This window comes from Nocardiopsis sp. CNZ308 (assembly GCF_004217075.1).
The window spans coordinates 2,416,089-2,431,593 of the sequence record NZ_SHKJ01000001.1 but is presented as its reverse complement, the minus strand read 5'-3'; the positions used below and the strand labels follow the sequence as shown (position 1 = coordinate 2,431,593).

Annotated in this window: 14 protein-coding genes and 1 other RNA gene; 9 read left to right on the top strand and 6 right to left on the bottom strand. The window is 72.4% G+C overall.

All coding sequences use genetic code 11. The features are described from left to right. Positions 1–97 precede the first annotated feature (97 nt). Positions 98–1,456 (bottom strand): DUF2252 domain-containing protein, encoded by a 1,359-nt coding sequence (locus EV372_RS10565; protein ID WP_130395871.1) that lies wholly within the window; start codon positions 1,454–1,456, stop codon positions 98–100. A gap of 193 nt (positions 1,457–1,649) precedes the next feature. Between EV372_RS10565 and ffs the strand changes: the two genes are divergently transcribed. After that, an RNA gene (gene ffs / locus EV372_RS10560) (signal recognition particle sRNA small type) lies at positions 1,650–1,745 on the top strand. A 108-nt stretch (positions 1,746–1,853) separates the two neighbouring features. Next, entirely contained in the window at positions 1,854–4,049 is a 2,196-nt protein-coding gene (locus EV372_RS10555) for a DNA polymerase III subunit gamma and tau (protein WP_130395870.1), read from the top strand. 188 nt (positions 4,050–4,237) lie between these two features. Here EV372_RS10555 and EV372_RS10550 read toward each other — a convergent pair whose 3' ends face one another. Then, positions 4,238–4,864 carry a TetR/AcrR family transcriptional regulator gene (locus EV372_RS10550; RefSeq protein WP_130395869.1) on the bottom strand — a complete coding sequence of 209 codons (627 nt, stop codon included), beginning with the start codon at positions 4,862–4,864 and terminating at the stop codon, positions 4,238–4,240. Between the two features lie 118 nt (positions 4,865–4,982). Between EV372_RS10550 and EV372_RS10545 the strand changes: the two genes are divergently transcribed. After that, positions 4,983–5,198 carry a DUF6243 family protein gene (locus EV372_RS10545; protein ID WP_165435978.1) on the top strand — a complete coding sequence of 72 codons (216 nt, stop codon included), beginning with the start codon at positions 4,983–4,985 and terminating at the stop codon, positions 5,196–5,198. Between the two features lie 53 nt (positions 5,199–5,251). On the opposite strand, the gene EV372_RS10540 is transcribed toward EV372_RS10545, so the two are convergent. Then, the gene (locus tag EV372_RS10540) at positions 5,252–6,517 is read right to left on the bottom strand and encodes a methyltransferase domain-containing protein (RefSeq protein WP_130398858.1); all 1,266 of its coding nucleotides are present in this window, start codon (positions 6,515–6,517) and stop codon (positions 5,252–5,254) included. Positions 6,518–6,969: 452 nt separating this feature from the next. Here EV372_RS10540 and EV372_RS10530 point away from each other — a divergent pair, with 452 nt between their 5' ends. The 4 genes from EV372_RS10530 to EV372_RS10515 all read left to right on the top strand — a co-directional run bounded on the left by EV372_RS10530 (position 6,970) and on the right by EV372_RS10515 (position 10,655). After that, the gene (locus EV372_RS10530) at positions 6,970–7,317 is read left to right on the top strand and encodes a YbaB/EbfC family nucleoid-associated protein (RefSeq protein WP_017562872.1); all 348 of its coding nucleotides are present in this window, start codon (positions 6,970–6,972) and stop codon (positions 7,315–7,317) included. A 206-nt stretch (positions 7,318–7,523) separates the two neighbouring features. Further along, positions 7,524–8,123 carry a recombination mediator RecR gene (gene recR / locus EV372_RS10525; protein ID WP_013155805.1) on the top strand — a complete coding sequence of 200 codons (600 nt, stop codon included), beginning with the start codon at positions 7,524–7,526 and terminating at the stop codon, positions 8,121–8,123. 202 nt (positions 8,124–8,325) lie between these two features. Beyond that, the gene (locus EV372_RS10520; protein WP_013155804.1) at positions 8,326–9,597 is read left to right on the top strand and encodes an aspartate kinase; all 1,272 of its coding nucleotides are present in this window, start codon (positions 8,326–8,328) and stop codon (positions 9,595–9,597) included. Next, on the top strand, positions 9,594–10,655 hold the full coding sequence (locus EV372_RS10515; RefSeq protein WP_019609489.1) for an aspartate-semialdehyde dehydrogenase: 1,062 nt from the start codon (positions 9,594–9,596) through the stop codon (positions 10,653–10,655). Before EV372_RS10520 ends, EV372_RS10515 begins: the two co-directional genes overlap by 4 nt. Positions 10,656–10,869: 214 nt before the next feature. Here the strand turns inward: EV372_RS10515 and EV372_RS10510 are convergent, their stop codons facing one another. Further along, positions 10,870–11,613 (bottom strand): GntR family transcriptional regulator, encoded by a 744-nt coding sequence (locus EV372_RS10510; RefSeq protein ID WP_013155802.1) that lies wholly within the window; start codon positions 11,611–11,613, stop codon positions 10,870–10,872. Positions 11,614–11,977: 364 nt separating this feature from the next. On the opposite strand from EV372_RS10510, the gene EV372_RS10505 reads away from it, so the two are divergent. Both EV372_RS10505 and EV372_RS10500 read left to right on the top strand, forming a co-directional pair. Continuing rightward, the gene (locus EV372_RS10505) at positions 11,978–12,325 is read left to right on the top strand and encodes a PLD nuclease N-terminal domain-containing protein (RefSeq protein ID WP_130395867.1); all 348 of its coding nucleotides are present in this window, start codon (positions 11,978–11,980) and stop codon (positions 12,323–12,325) included. A 194-nt stretch (positions 12,326–12,519) separates the two neighbouring features. Beyond that, positions 12,520–13,167: an endonuclease gene (locus EV372_RS10500; protein ID WP_130395866.1), complete on the top strand. Its 648-nt coding sequence runs from the start codon at positions 12,520–12,522 to the stop codon at positions 13,165–13,167. A gap of 2 nt (positions 13,168–13,169) precedes the next feature. Here EV372_RS10500 and EV372_RS10495 read toward each other — a convergent pair whose 3' ends face one another. Further along, a complete protein-coding gene (locus EV372_RS10495) occupies positions 13,170–13,946 on the bottom strand; it encodes a cupin domain-containing protein (protein WP_130395865.1) in 777 nt (258 codons plus the stop codon). Between the two features lie 77 nt (positions 13,947–14,023). Continuing rightward, positions 14,024–15,133, bottom strand: a complete 1,110-nt coding sequence (locus tag EV372_RS10490; protein WP_486484125.1) for a hypothetical protein — start codon at positions 15,131–15,133, stop codon at positions 14,024–14,026. Positions 15,134–15,505: the final 372 nt, after the last annotated feature.

Sequence of the window (15,505 nt, the reverse complement as noted above, 5' to 3'; positions counted from 1 at the left end):
CAACTCTACATGCCGTCACGGGGTGCTCTGAACAGGTTTTCGCGGCCCCTCCCAGGGCCGCCCGGACGGGCCCGGGACCGGGCCTCCCGACCCCGGGTCACAGGTCCCGGCTGGACCTCACCGCGCTGATGGCGTTGTTGCGGAAGGCGTCCACGAACAGCGAGTAGTCGGCCCGGGTCTGGGCCGCGTACCGGTGCGCGAAGTCCACGCACCACCGCGTGAACTCCGCCTCGCGGCCGTCGAGCACCGCCATGACCGCCTCCTCGGTCTGGCCGCGCACGAGCGTGGCGTCCGCGTGCGAGTCGGACACGCAGTGCGCCTTGGCGGTGGCGCGCCCCAGGTAGTCGAGCACCGGCGCGATCTCCGCGGGCTCGGTGAGGTCGTCCCAGTCCAGGTCGTTGGTGTAGGGGGAGACCTCGCTCACCACGAAGCCCACGCCGCCCATCTCGGTGTGGCCCAGCAGCGGGTCCGCGTGCGCCTGGAGCGCCCGCTGGGACATCGCGGTGCGGTGCCCGTGGTGCTGGAAGTGGTCCATGATGCGCTGGTCGGTCACCACACGCGAGGGCGCCGCCACGTTGCCCTGCTTCATGGACAGCACGATGTCGTTGTCCCACGCCTCCGACTGGCCCTCGATGAGCAGGGTGTAGGCGGGCAGTCCCGCCGAGCCGATCCCGAAGCCGCCGCTGCCCACCACGTCCTTGACCGCGTAGTTGATCGACGCGTACCGCCGGTCCTCGGGAATGGTGCCCAGGTAGGCCTCGTAGGCGGCCAGGACCCGCTCCCGCTCGGCGTCGTCCAGGCGGCGCGCCCGGGGGCCCTCGGCGAAGCGGCGGGTGTACCCGTCGCGGGTCGTCATGGACGACAGCATCTCGGCGCGGCTGTTGAGCCGGGTCTGCTGGAGCACGTCGTGCACGGTGCCGTCGGTGTTGCCCAGCTTGAGCGAGAACTCCGAGTCGTTGCCCGTCGTCGCGAACTCGCGCACCTGGGCGATGTAGGCGTCGAGGTAGTGCGGCAGGAGCGCGCTGATGTCCTCGTCGGACAGGGCCTTCTGCCAGCCCATGACCCCGATGCTGGCCGCGAACCTGAGCACGTCCCAGGTGAAGTGGCCGAGGTAGGCCTCGTCGAAGTCGTTGACGTCGAACACCAGCCGCCCGGTGGAGTCCATGTAGGTGCCGAAGTTCTCCGCGTGCAGATCGCCCTGGATCCACACCCGCGAGGTGCGCTCGTCGGCCCAGGGGTCGTCCATGCCCGAGACGTCGTCGTAGAAGAGCGCGGCGCTGCCCCGGTAGAAGGCGAACGGGTTGGCCGCCATCTTGCGGAACTTGACGCGGAACGCCGCCGGGTCGGCGGCCATCAGGTCCGAGAAGGCGTTCTCCAGCGTGGCGACGATGAGGTCGCGGCGCTCCGCGGAGCTGTCGGTGGAATCGAGCCGGTCGAGCATGCCCATGCCGTCCATGATCTCTGAGAGGTTACGTGTGTGCCGGTCCGGGCCCGTGGGCCCTGTGCCCGAGATGAGACGCCCGGTCCGGGAGGTGCGTTCCGCCCGGTTTCCGTGTTCCGGAGGAGGACCCGCTCCGGAGGCGACCCGCCCCGGGGGGAGGGCCGGGGCACGGGTTGCCCGAGCGGTCCGGGGTTCGGATACACTCGGGGCAGACCCCTCGTGCGGCGTCACCCTATGAACCTCCCCAGGGCCGGAAGGCAGCAAGGATAAATGGGCTCTGGCGGGTGCGCGGGGGGTCCTTTGTCTTTCTCCGGCCCGGTCGAACCCCTCCCGGTCCTCGTCAACCGGCGCGAGCTGTCACCGCCCGCGGGTTGAATGGACACGTGGCAGGGACCAGGGGAGGAATCACACCGTGAGCATCGCGCTGTACCGCAAGTACCGGCCCGCGACGTTCGGCGAGGTGCGTGGCCAGGAACACGTGACGGACCCGCTGCGCCAGGCGCTGCGCAGCGGACGGATCAACCACGCCTACCTGTTCAGCGGCCCGCGCGGCTGCGGCAAGACCACCAGCGCCCGCATCCTGGCCCGCTCCCTCAACTGCGCCGAGGGCCCCACCCCCGACCCCTGCGGCACCTGCGACTCCTGCGTCGCCCTGGCCCCCGACGGGGGCGGCAGCATCGACGTCATCGAGATCGACGCAGCCTCCCACGGCGGTGTGGACGACGCCCGCGACCTGCGCGAACGCGCCTTCTTCTCCCCGGTCAACTCGCGCTACAAGATCTACATCATCGACGAGGCGCACATGGTGACCCGGGAGGGCTTCAACGCCCTCCTCAAGCTGGTCGAGGAGCCCCCGCCGCACCTGAAGTTCGTGTTCGCGACCACCGAGCCCGAGAAGGTCATCGGCACGATCCGCTCGCGGACCCACCACTACCCGTTCCGCCTGATCCCGCCGAGCACCCTCAAGGAGCTCATGGAGGACCTGCTCAAGGAGGAGGGCGTCTCCTACGACCCGGCCGCGCTGCCGCTGGTCGTGCGCGCGGGCGCGGGCTCGGCGCGCGACACGCTCTCGGTGCTGGACCAGCTCATCGCCGGTTCGGACGAGGGCGGCATCACCCGGGAGGGCGCCGTCTCCCTGCTGGGCTACACCGACTCCAGCCTGCTCGGCGAGATGGTCGACGCTCTCGGCTCCCGCGACGGCGCCGCCGTGTTCGGCCTGATCGACCGCGTGGTGGAGGGCGGACTCGACCCGCGCCGGTTCACCACGGACCTGCTGGAGCGCTTCCGCGACCTGGTCGTCCTGGCCGCCGTGCCCGACGCCCTGGACAAGGGCCTGGTCAACGTCGATCCGGAGGCGACCGAGCGGATGAAGGACCAGGCCGCGCGCCTGGGCCCGGCCGAGCTGAGCCGCGCGGCCGACATCCTCAACCAGGGCCTGACCGAGATGCGCGGCGCCACCGCGCCCCGTCTGCTGCTGGAACTCATGTGCTCGCGGGTGCTTCTCCCGGCCGCCGACGGCGACCAGGGCGTGGCCCTGCTGGCTCGCCTGGAGCAGATGGAGCGCCGGATCGCCTCCGGTGCCCCCGCCCCTTCCGCCGCACCGGTTCAGCCCGCTCCCGCACCGGTCCAGCCCGCTCCCGCACCGGTCACCCCGGCCTCTCCGGTGGTGCCCTCCGAACCCGTGCGCGCCGCCGCGGCTCCGGCCCCGTCGGTCGCTCCGGCTCCTGCGGAGGCCCCCGCCGCCCCGACCCCGGCACAGCAGCGCTCCGAGCCCGCGGGCTGGGACGTCCCGGCCCGGCAGGCCGCCCCCGCGCGGAGCCAGGCGCCCGCGGCGTCCGGCGGCTCCTTGGACCTGGGGCGCGTGCAGGGCGCCTGGCCGCAGATCCTGGAGGCGGTCAAGGGCCGCCGCCGGTTCACCTGGATGGTGCTGAGCGGCAGCGAGGTCCGTCCGGTCGGTGTGGAGGGCAACGCCGTCCTGCTCGGCTTCTCGCGGCCCAACGAGGCCAAGGGCTTCAGCAACAGCGGCAGCGACCAGGTGGTGGCCGCCGCGATCCAGCAGGTCCTGGGCATGGAGGTGCGCGTCGCCGCCGCGGGCAGCGCCGCCGCGGCCTCCGCCGCCCCCGCGCGCAGGCCCGAGCCCGCGCGCCCGGCCGAACCCGCCGGATGGGACGCGCCCGCCGCCGAACCCGTGCGGTCCGGGGCGCCCGAACCCGCGCCGCAGGCGGCCTCCGGCCCGAGCCCCGCACAGGCTCCGCAACCCGCTGCGGCCCCGAACCCCGCACCGGAGCCCGCGCCGACCGGGCCGCCGCCGGACCGCATCGTCACCGGACTCCAGGAACCGCCGCCCGACCCCTACGAGGACGCGGCCGCCGCGCCGCCGCCCGAGTACGGCGACTCCTCGCCCGTGGTCGAGCAGGCCCCGCCCTCCCAGCCCGCCCCGCCGCGGCCCGAGAGCGCGGCGCCGCCCGCCGGAGCCGCCCCGGGCGGAGCGGGAGCCTCCCGGCCCTCCAGCGCCTCGGGGGCGTCGGGCGCCGGGCTGATCGAGTCCGAGCTCGGCGGCCGGGTCATCGACGAGATCGAGCACGAGGCCCCGGACCCGTCCCTCTAGGTTCCCCGGTCACGCGTCCGCCGCCGCCGGCGGGTCGGGTTCCCCGGGGCCGGTGCGCCGACCGTTGACGGTGTGGTGCGCGGAAGCCTCCTCGCCGGTGTTCCCGCTCCCGGGAGCACGGTGGGCCGCCGACAGCGCCTCCGGGAGCGGGATCGTCCACGGCGGGAGCGTTCCGGCGGTCCGCGGCGTCAGTCCCGGGGGCGCAGCGCGCGCAGCACCGTGTCCACGAGCTCGTCCACGTACTCGTGCGTGAGCGGCCCGGTGCGCAGCAGCCAGCGCTGGTGGAACGGTCCGAGGAACAGCTCCGTGGCCAGCCGCAGGTCGATCTCCGGGTCCACCTCGCCCGCCGCCACGGCGGAGCGCAGCCGGTCCTCGAACGCCCGCGCGTTCGGGCCCAGCAGGCGTTCCTGGACGACCTCGGCGAAGGCGGGATCGTGCTGGAGCTCGACGGTGAACGCGCGCGTGGTCCGGTCCATCTCCGGGATGCGGAACTCGTCCGCCGTGGCGCGCAGCACCGTCCGCATGTCCTGGGCCAGGTCGCCGGTGTCGGGCAGGGGCTCACCGGCGACCCCGCCGGTCAGCGCGGTGAACACGTCCAGGACCACGGCCGCCTTGGACGGCCACCAGCGGTAGATGGTCTGCTTGCCGACCCTGGCCCTGGCGGCGATCGCCTCCATCGTGAGCCTGGCGTAGCCGACCTCGCCCATCAGCTCGGTGGCGGCGTCGACGATGGCGCGCCGCGCGCGTTCGCTGCGGCGTCGGGGATCGGGACCGCGGCGGACCCTGGTCTCTTCCTGTGCGGTGTTCTCTGCCATACCTGCCACGTTAACCGCTGAAAAATGACGAGACGTATCGTCTTGGTGCCGATATCCTACGGAGGTCGGATCGACTTGGCGAGGCGTTTCGCCTCGCCTGGAGGGAAAGGAGGTCCGCGTGGGCAGGAACAGCGACAATCTTCTGGGCATGGGCGGACAGCGCAACACCGTCTCGCGCTCCGCGCTTCGCGGGGGCAAGGGCGGCGGCCGTGGCGGTCCCAGCGACGACGCCGTGGAGCGCAAGCAGGAGCTGCTGCGCAAGCTCCGCGAGAAGCAGGGCAAGGACGCGGACGCGGCGTCCGAGAAGACCGAAGGCGCCCAGGGCAAGGCGTGAACGCGCGGCGGCCCTCCTCCGAGAGGGCCGTCGGCGTCCGCGTCCCGCCGCGGTCACACCGTCCAGCCGTGTCCGTCGGGTGAGTCCAACCACACCCGGTGCGTGCCGTCGGCGCCCACCGAGAGCCCGAAGCGGTCCGGATCGGGCGCGCCCAAACGCTTCCACAGCTCCAGGGCCTCCTCGAACTCGTCCCAGATGCTCCTCGGGCCGCCCTGCTCGATCATCCACGAGGTGCCGTAGGGGTACACGCGCACCCACGAGGCGCCGCTCCGGTCGAACACCCACACGCCCGACCCGGTGCCGATCCACCGCCGCCGCACCCGCCAGCCCGGCACCATCACCGACAGCGCGAACGCCGACGGGAAGGCCATCAGCGGCGCCACGGGATCGGTCTGCGTGAGCCGGTACTCGTCGGGCTGCTGTCCCGAGTCCCGTACCGGGCGGGGCTGGGCGTCGGGGGTCCTCAGCGGCACGAACCCCACACCGCCGTGGAAGCTCGCCCGGGCCGAGCCGTCCCCGGGGCACTCCACACGCGCGATTACCCCGGCCCCCTCCAGCAGCCCCCACGGGCACACCACCAGGCCGTCGGGGCGCAGCTGCTCCACCCACGCGGGCGGCACACGGCGCACGCCGCAGGTCGAGGTGATCCGGTCGTAGGGCGCGCCGGGCGGGTAGCCGTCGTAGCCGTCGGCCAGGTGGACGGCGGGGGAGTAGCCCTCGGCGCGCAGGGCCTCGCGGGCGACCCCGGCCAGGCGCGGGTCGGTCTCCACGGACGTGACGGCGCTGTCGCCGAGCCGGTGCGCCAGCAGGGCGGTGTTCCAGCCGGTCCCGGTGCCCACCTCCAGGACCCTCTGCCCGTTGGCGAGGTCGGACAGCTCCAGCAGGCGGGCCAGGACCCGGGGCGCCGAGACGGACGAGGTCGCCGCCTCCGACCGTTCCCCGGGGCCTGGGCCGCTCGACCCGCGGCTCCAGGGAGCGGACTCCCGGTCGTCGTGGACGCGCTGCTCCCGGGGCCCCGGCTCCTGTTCGCCGGGCGCCCGGAACCCGGGGGCCCGGGGGTCGGGCGCCTCCCGGTACGCGGACGGGTCGGGGCCCTCGACCTGGGTCACGATGGCGTTGTCGGTGTACACGGCCGCGAGCCACCGCTCGGGGTTGCTGTTGGCGTTGAGGGCGGTCCCGTGCGCGGTCAGCGCGCCCGTCTCGGGGACGAACCGGTGTCTGGGCACCGACCGGAACGTGTCGGTGAGGGCGGCGTCGGTCAGCGTGCCGTCCGCGACCATCGCCTCGACCAGCGCCGAGTGGCGCTCTCTGGCGGTCAACACGTCCTCACTCCCCCGTGGCTCTCAGCGTTACCGGTGGTGCCCGAGGGCACTACCGGGACTTTTGTGCCCCGCAGAACACCTTTCCAACCGAGAGTGATGTTAGCGCCACTCCTGGTTCTCGCTCCTGGTAGGTGCCCTTTCGGGAGAGTCGTCCTACCGGTGGGGCGCGGCGTCCTCCGCCGGGCGGCCCCGCCCCGCGCCGCCGCCGTCTCCGCCCCCTCGCGGAGGAGCCCGCGCGGGGCCGGATCGGGTCGAGCGGGCTCTCCCGGAGCCCGGCGTGCGCACCGATCGGCGCCGCTCGCTCCCGGCGGCCCGGTCCGCCTCCTCCCGCCGCCGACGGGCCCGCCCGCATGTTCGCTGATGACCGGTTACGCTCACAGCAACAGCGACATGACAGCGAGAACCAGCACCAAGCGTGCGGCGAGGAGACGGCCGTGAACCCTGGCGGAATGGACATGCAGGCCCTGCTCCAGCAGGCCCAGCAGATGCAGCAGCAGCTCGTGGAGGCCCAGCAGGCGCTGGAGGACGCCGAGGTCGAGGGCACCTCCGGCGGCGGCCTGGTCAAGGTCAAGTTGAGCGGGCGCGGGCAGGTCGAGGACGTGACCGTCGCCCCCGAGGCGATCGACCCGGCCGACCCCGCCGAGAGCGCCCAGACCGTCGCGGACCTGGTCCTGGCGGCCATCCGCGACGCCGAAGCGCAGGTGGAGCGGCTCCAGCAGGAGAAGATGGGCCCGCTCGCCGAGGGTCTGGGCGGCGGCGGGATGCCCGGCGGCATGCCCGGCCTCCCCGGCTTCTAGCCCGGTCCGCGCCAGCCGCACGGACCTCCCGGTGCCGGTCCGCGGACCGGCACCGGGGCCGCTCCCGTCGTTCCCGCCGCCGTTCCCGGCACCGGGAACCGGTCAGGCGGGCCCGCGCGTACGCGCGAGTCCGCCGCGCCGGATACGGTGGGGTGTGGGGATACGGACCGCCCCGACAGACCCGGTCCGTCACTGATGGGTAGGCGATGTACGAAGGCGCGGTGCAGAATCTGATCGACGAGCTCGGGCGGCTGCCCGGCGTCGGTCCGAAAAGCGCGCAGCGCATCGCCTTCCACCTCCTGTCCGCCGAGCACGCCGACGTCAAACGCCTCGTCAGCGCGCTCGTCGAGGTCAAGGAGAAGGTGCGCTTCTGCTCGGTCTGCGGCAACGTCGCCGAAGAGGACCAGTGCCGCATCTGCCGCGACGTCCGCCGCGACCCCGCCATCATCTGCGTGGTCGAGGAGTCCAAGGACGTCGTCGCCATCGAGCGCACCCGCGAGTTCCGGGGCCGCTACCACGTCCTGGGCGGCGCCATCAGCCCCATCGAGGGTGTGGGCCCCGACGACCTGCGCATCAAGGAACTCATGACCCGCCTGGCCGACGGCCAGGTGACGGAGCTGATCCTGGCCACGGATCCCAACCTGGAAGGGGAGGCCACCGCGACCTATCTGGCGCGGCTGGTCAAACCCATGGGGTTGAAGGTGACCCGTCTGGCCAGCGGTCTGCCCGTGGGCGGCGACCTGGAGTACGCCGACGAGGTCACCCTCGGCCGTGCCTTCGAGGGCCGCCGCAGCCTGGAGTTCTAGCGCGCCGCGTCCTGGAGTTCTAGCTCACATTCGCCGTTCATCCGCGCGAAACACGAGTAACCTCCGCCTGACCGGGTAAGCCCCATCGCCGGTGTGTCAAGACGCCACGCCCTCCCGTCGCAGGTCAGATGGGGTGGATGAGGTCGTCTGTGGCTACACTCCATTTCATTGTCTTGATCCCAACTCCTCAGGAGCATCGATCGTGGCCCTAATCGTGCAGAAGTACGGTGGGTCTTCCGTGGCAGACGCGGAAGCCATCAAGCGAGTAGCCCAGCGGATCGTCGCTCAGAAAAAGGCGGGATATGACGTCGTCGTCGTGGTCTCGGCCATGGGCGACACCACCGACGAACTCCTGGACCTGGCCGAGCAGGTCAGCCCGATGCCGCCGGCCCGCGAACTGGACATGCTGGTCACCGCGGGCGAGCGCATGTCCATGGCACTCGTGGCGATGGCCATCGAGAACCTGGGGTTCGAAGCCAGGTCCTTCACCGGTTCCCAGGCCGGTGTGATCACCACGTCGCTGCACGGCAACGCCAAGATCATCGACGTGACCCCGGGCCGGATCCAGGAGGCCGTGGGCGAGGGCGCGATCTGCATCGTCGCCGGTTTCCAGGGCGTCTCCCAGGACACCAAGGACATCACGTCCCTGGGCCGGGGCGGCTCCGACACCACCGCCGTCGCGCTGGCCGCCGCCCTGGAGGCCGACGCCTGTGAGATCTACAGCGACGTCGACGGTGTGTTCACCGCCGACCCGCGCATCGTGCCGAGCGCCCAGCGCATCCCCCAGATCTCCTACGAGGAGATGCTGGAGATGGCGGCGTCCGGGACCAAGATCCTGCACCTGCGCTGTGTCGAGTACGCGCGTCAGTACAACATCCCCCTTCACGTCCGTTCATCTTTCAGCCAGAAGCCGGGGACCTGGGTCGTCCCGGAAGTCGAGGAAAGCGAAGGCATGGAACAGCCGATCATCTCCGGTGTCTCTCACGACCGGAGCGAAGCCAAGATCACCGTCGTCGGCGTGCCCGACAAGGTCGGCGAGGCCGCGACGATCTTCCGGGCCCTGGCCGACGCCGAGATCAACATCGACATGATCGTCCAGAACGTGTCGGCGGTCTCCACCTCGCGCACCGACATCTCCTTCACGGTCCCCAAGGACTTCGGCAAGGAGGCCGTCGCCGCGCTCAAGAAGGTGCAGGACAAGGTCGGGTTCGAGTCCCTGCGCTACGACGACAAGATCGGCAAGGTGTCGCTGATCGGCGCGGGCATGCGCTCCTACCCGGGTGTCACCGCCCGCTTCTTCGACGCGATCGCCGGTTCGAGCACCAACGTCGAGATGATCTCCACCTCGGAGATCCGCATCTCGGTGATCGTCGAGGAGGACCAGATCGACGCGGCCGTCCGCGCCGCCCACAGCGAGTTCCAGCTCGACGCCGACCAGGTCGAGGCTGTCGTCTACGGAGGTACCGGCCGATGAGCAACCGTCTTCCCACCCTCGCCGTCGTCGGCGCCACCGGCGCCGTCGGCACCGTGATGCTGGACATCCTGACCCAGCGCGAGAACGTCTGGGGCGAGATCCGCCTCGTCGCCTCCCCGCGCAGCGCGGGCAAGGTCCTGCGCGTGCGCGGCGAGGACGTCGTGGTCCAGGCCCTGGCCCCCGAGGTCTTCGACGGCGTGGACGTCGCCATGTTCGACGTCCCCGACGAGGTGTCCAAGGAGTGGGCGCCGGTCGCCGCCGCCCGCGGCGCGGTCGCCGTCGACAACTCCGGCGCGTTCCGCATGGACCCCGACGTCCCGCTCGTGGTGCCCGAGGTCAACGCGGACCAGGTCCGCAACCGCCCGCGCGGCATCATCAGCAACCCCAACTGCACCACCCTGTCGATGATCGTGGCCATCGGCGCCCTGCACCGCGCCTACGGCGTCACCGACCTGGTGGTCTCCTCCTACCAGGCCGCCTCCGGCGCCGGCCAGGAGGGCATCGACACCCTGCGCGACCAGATGGCCAAGGCCGGTGCCGACCGCAGTCTGGGCGACACCGCGGGCGACGTGCGCGCCGCCGTCGGCGAGCTGGGGCCGTTCCCGGCGCCGCTGGCCTACAACGTCGTTCCGTGGGCGGGTTCGCTCAAGGACGGCGGCTGGTCCTCGGAGGAGCTCAAGGTCCGCAACGAGTCCCGCAAGATCCTGGGCCTGCCCGACCTGCGCGTCTCGGCCACCTGCGTCCGCGTCCCCGTGATCACCACCCACTCGCTGGTCGTGCACGCGTCCTTCGCCGAGGAGGTGCCCGCCGACGCCGCCCGCGAGCTGCTCGGCTCCGCGGAGGGCGTGCGGGTCCAGGACGACCCGGCCAACGGCGAGTTCCCGACCCCGGCCGACGTCGTGGGCACCGACCCGACCTGGGTCGGCCGCATCCGCCAGTCGCTGGACGACCCGAAGTCGCTGGACCTGTTCCTGTGCGGTGACAACCTGCGCAAGGGCGCCGCGCTCAACACGGCGCAGATCGCCGAGGTCGTGGCCGGGGAGTTCACCCGGGCCTGACCGCGCACACCGCCGGGCGCCTCCAGTCGGTCACTCCGCGTGACGGGGAACGGCTGGGCGGAGCAGGCGCCCGGTGGTGTCCGTACCGGTGCGGCTGCCGGTGGGCGATGAGGGCGGCGGCCCCCTCTCGAAGGAGGGGGCCGCCGCCCTCACGCGTGTCCGGGGACGGCGCCCGGGTTCCGGTCCCGGAGCGCCGAACCCGCGCGAGCCCGGGTCAGTACCGCCGCGGGTCGCCGACGCGGCGGGGCCGGGCCAGTGTCAGTTTGTAGAGGAGTCGACACTGCTCGGACGAGCCGATGAGGTCGGAGGTCTCCACCGGCCGGTTGCCGCTGAAGTGGGTGCGCTCCACCACCAGCACGGGTATCCCCGGCGCCGACCCGAGCAGGGAGGCCTCGGAGTCGCGCAGCGCGCGGACGCCCACCTCCTCCACCACCCGGTCCACCGGGTGGCCCGCCGCGCTGAGCCGTTCGAGCAGTCCGCTGCCGGGCGAGCTGTCGAAGGGGGTGCGCAGGGTGCCCGCGGTCAGGGACGCGGGCTCCCAGGACCGGTGCAGGGTGATGGGCAGTTCCGAGGACAGCCCGCGTGAGGTGGTGCGGTACACCGGTTCCCCCTCGCGCAGCCGCAGCCGCAGGCTCAGCGGCGGCGCGCACTGCTCCTGCTCGGTGCCGATCGACTCGCGGCTGAGCCGCCCCAGGCCGGAGCCGGAGGAGGAGTCGGTCCGGCAGATCCGGAAGAGCTCGGGGACGGTGCGCACGTAGTACCCGGAGCCGGGCCTGGACTCGACCAGGCCCTCGGTGACCAGGAGTCGGAGCGCGGTGCGGGAGATCTGCTCGCTGACCCGGTAGGAGCGCGCCAGCCGGGTCCGGGAGGGCAGACGCGTGCCGGGCGGCAGTTCCCCGCTCAGGATCGGCCCGCGCAGCTGTTCCGCCAGCCAGAGGTACCTGGGTTGCCTGCCCATGGTCACTGGGCCTCGGCCGTGCGGCCTCCCGTCGCCCGTTGGTCTCTGCGCTTGGCCAGGGGGACGGGGACGCCGTGGTCGCGGGTGCCGGGGCCGCCACCGTCTCCGGTGGGGGACCCGGGAGGGAGAAGGGGAGTGAACCTGCCAGATCGCCGAAGCTCGCCCATGGTTCCCAGTAAAGCAGCGCGAGGGCCTGACAGGTGGAATTACCTGAAAGTAGTGACGTGAGTTCGGAAAGTCACCACGGAAACGGAATCCGGTCCTTGCGTAGTGGAAACGCCCGAAAACCGGAAGCGCCACGGGATCCCCCGCTCAAAAGGTTACTCTGCGTAATAATAGGGAGTGTGCCTTGTTGGGGGAGACCATGATCACGAACCTCGCGGACCGCGCGGACACGGCCGTCACCTGGATGAGCGGGATCTTCGGAGTGGTTCTGGCGCTCGTGGGCCTGGCGCTGCTGGTCCTGCTCCTCGCCGCGGTCATCTCGGCGCTGGTCGACCGCGACACCTCCGCGGGCGGCAAGCTGCTGTGGGTCATCTTCATCCTCTGGTTCCCGCTGTTCGGGGCGATCGCCTGGTTCGTGGTGGGCCGCAAGGGCCACCTCAACCGCTTCCTCGGCATCGACAAGGGGAAGGCGCGCCACACGATCCCGACCAGCGTCGGCCAGCACAGCGACGTGCCGCCCCACCGCAACGGACTGAGCCACGCCTGAGCCCGGAGCCGGGCGCCGCGGCGGGGAGGAGAGCCCCGGAACCGGGACGGGACCCGGATCCGGGGCTCTCCCGTGTCCGGAGCCGTACGGGAAGAGTTGTGCACAGCCCTGTGGACAACCGCGTCAGCGTCCTCCGGTCGGGTATCAGCCCTGTACCAGGACGCATCCGACCACACCTGGAAGGGGACCGGGAGATGGCCAGGAACGCCGACGTCGCCCGCGCTGTGGTGGAGGAGGCGGGGACGACCCTCGCCGCAGAGGCCGGGATCCGGATGGCGGACAGACCCTCAGCGCTGTGGCAGCTGCTGGTGCTGGTGAACCTGCTGTCCGCGCGCATCTCGGCGCGGATCGCGATCGCCGCCGCCCGTGAGCTCAACGAGGCGGGCGGCACGACCCCCGACGGTATGGCCTCGCTCAGCTGGCAGGACCGCGTGGACGCGCTGGGGCGCGGGCACTACGTGCGCTACGACGAGAGCACCGCGACCCGGCTGGGCGAGTGCGTCGACCGGGTGCGCGAGGAGTACCAGGGTGACCTGCGCAGGCTGGGGGAGCGCTCCGAGCACCGGGCGAGCCGGGTGGAGTCGATGGTCCAGGAGTTCTCCGGCATCGGGCCGACGGGCGCCGTGATGTTCTGCCGGGAGGTCCAGGCGGTGTGGCCCTGGCTGCGGCCCTACACCGACAAGTACGTGCTGGGCGGGGCCAAGAAGGTCGGCCTGCCGGAGGACGGCGGCAAGCTCGCCAAGCTCGTGGAGGGCGACGACGTCGCGCGCCTGGCGGCCGGGCTGGCCCGGATCGCGCGCGACGGGGACCTCGCCGACCGCGTCCGCGAGAGGGTCGGGTGAGGTCAGACCGCCTCGAAGTCGGCGAAGTCGAAACCGGGGGAGACGAAGCAGCTGACCAGGGCCTCCTCACCGCCCAGCGGGCGGGCGGCCTGCCAGGTACCGGCCGGGACCACCGCCTGGAGGCGTTCCCCCCGCTCGATCCCCGAGCCCAGGGTCACCTGTCCGTCGGGCTCGGGCGCCCCTCCCGTGCCGCCGTACTCCAGCACCAGGGGCCCGCCCCGGTTGAACACCCACACCTCGTCGGAGCGCACCCGGTGCCAGCGCGACTCCTCCCCGGGGCCGAGCAGGAAGTGGATGCCGGTGGCGGTGGACCGCGGCCCCGGATAGCCCTGCGGGTGCACGGTGACGCCGCTGTGCCAGGTCTGCCGGTACCAGCCGCCCTCGGGGTGCGGCAGCAGGTTCAGCGCCTCGGCCGTGGCGGGCCGCTCCTCGGCGCCCGTGTACCGGCCCGAGGGGTCGCGGCGCAGGTAGCGCACGCCCGTCACGGCTGCTCGGGGGATCGGCCCGTACACGTGCGGGAAGAGGACGTCGTCCCCCGCGCCCGGCGGCGGGGCGGGTTCGGCGGCCTCCCAGCGCACCTCGCAGCCGACCGCGCCGGTGTCCACGACGAGGGCGACCAGCTGTCCGGCGGCGTCGGTGTAGAACGCGTTGGCCACCGCCAGCAGCGTGGGCTCGTCCGGCGAGGCGTGCACGAACCCCTGCGTGCGCAGGGAGTCGGCCTCGATGTCGCCGCCGGAGGTCCAGCGTTCGAGTTCGGTCATGTGCAGCACGTGGGGCATGCGGCCGACCGTACACCAGTCGGGGTGCGTCGGGTCGTTGTCCACAGGTTGTGGACAACGCGCGCGGGCAGGCGCGATCACAGGTCCGCCGTCGTCTCCGCCGCCTGGAGGACGTGCAGTGAGGTGTAGCGCTGGTCCCGGGTGAAGGCGGCTCCGTCCCCGGTCCGCTCGTGTGGCAGCCCGGCCGGTAGCTCGCGGTGGCGGGCGTCTCCGTCGCGTGTCAGGAGGAAGACCTGGTAGCGGCCCTCCCGCCATCCCAGGGCCCGGGAGGCGCGGATGACCTCGGCGATCCTGCGGTCGTCGCCGTCCGGCGAGGCCAGGAGCCGTGCGGCGGCTCCGGGGGTCCACTCGACCTGGTCGCGCCGGTGGACGATCGCGGGTACCGCGGCCTTGACCTCCCCGTCGGTGTGGAAGGCGATCCGCTCCACGTCCCGGAAGAAGCGGCCCGCCCGGCAGACGTAGGCGTGGCACTCCCGGTAGAGCGGCCAGGCGTCGTCGGCGGTCACGACCACGGTGTCCTCGGTGTCGACCGGGCGCTGCCGGTACACCCGCAGCGCCCGGCTGCGCCGCCTGAGCCAGGCGGCCACCCGGGGGTCGATGTACCCGGCCGCCTCGAAGACCCGCCGGATCTCGAAGGGGACGTCGACGTTGAGCATGGAGTCGTGGTGGGCCAGGCGGTTCCTGAACTTGTGCACCCCGTCCAGGGCGACGGAGACCTGCTTGCGCTGCCCCGAGGAGTGCGGAAAGGCCCGGTGCAGGCAGTCGCGCCAGAGCTGCTCGTACCTGGCGCCCACGAGGCCGGACCAGAACCCGAAGGTCAGGCCCGCCACGATCTGGTCGCGCGTCTCGCGCGGGGCGGGGAAGCGCGTGGTGTTCCCGCGCAGGCGCTGGCGCACGAACTCCACGGCCTCGCCGACGTACTCGCCGCCGGGTACGGGCGTGAGGAACCAGGGGATGCCGCTGGTGTCCTCCCGGTAGTGGTCGCGCAGGCAGCGGTCCAGGGTGTTGCGCAGCAGGACTTCGAGGTGGCCGACGTCCTCGAACGCCGCCGCGGCCATGCGGCCGCTCCACTCGTACACCGCGAGGGCGGCGCGTCTGTCGCCCCCGGTCATGTCCAGGTAGGGGGCCATCCGGGGCTCGGAGAGCCGACTCCACACGAGGTCAACGTCATCATCGACACCAGGCATGCGGAGAGGCTATCTTTGCGGAGAACGCCCCGGTGCCGCCTCTGTTCCACGCGCCCGGGGCTTTGTCGTGGGCCCGGCCGGGGAAGGCGGGCCCCCGCGGGCGCGGACGGCCGAACCGGTCAGGCCGCCGCATCGCCCTGGTGACGTGTTCTCCTGCCGCATGCTCGTCCGGCTGTCCACAGCCTGTGGACGGCGGTGGCCGCCACGCCGGGACCATCGGCGTCGGAACGGTGCGGGCGCCGCCCTGTCACTCTGTCACCCTGTCGCTTCGTCGCCGTGTCGACTCGTCGGCATGTCTCCGCGTCCACTTGTCCACAGCCTGTGGACAGAAGCCGCCGCGCCCGCCCGGACGCGCGGGTCCGGGAACGACGG

Coding starts and splice junctions, on each gene's coding strand:
- EV372_RS10565 (WP_130395871.1), bottom strand. CDS start 1,456: ATGGACGGCATGGGCATGCTCGACCGGCTCGATTCCACCGACAGCTCC.
- EV372_RS10550 (WP_130395869.1), bottom strand. CDS start 4,864: ATGGCAGAGAACACCGCACAGGAAGAGACCAGGGTCCGCCGCGGTCCC.
- EV372_RS10530 (WP_017562872.1), top strand. CDS start 6,970: ATGGACATGCAGGCCCTGCTCCAGCAGGCCCAGCAGATGCAGCAGCAG.
- recR (WP_013155805.1), top strand. CDS start 7,524: ATGTACGAAGGCGCGGTGCAGAATCTGATCGACGAGCTCGGGCGGCTG.
- EV372_RS10515 (WP_019609489.1), top strand. CDS start 9,594: ATGAGCAACCGTCTTCCCACCCTCGCCGTCGTCGGCGCCACCGGCGCC.
- EV372_RS10510 (WP_013155802.1), bottom strand. CDS start 11,613: ATGGGCAGGCAACCCAGGTACCTCTGGCTGGCGGAACAGCTGCGCGGG.
- EV372_RS10505 (WP_130395867.1), top strand. CDS start 11,978: ATGATCACGAACCTCGCGGACCGCGCGGACACGGCCGTCACCTGGATG.
- EV372_RS10500 (WP_130395866.1), top strand. CDS start 12,520: ATGGCCAGGAACGCCGACGTCGCCCGCGCTGTGGTGGAGGAGGCGGGG.
- EV372_RS10495 (WP_130395865.1), bottom strand. CDS start 13,946: ATGCCCCACGTGCTGCACATGACCGAACTCGAACGCTGGACCTCCGGC.
- EV372_RS10490 (WP_486484125.1), bottom strand. CDS start 15,133: ATGCCTGGTGTCGATGATGACGTTGACCTCGTGTGGAGTCGGCTCTCC.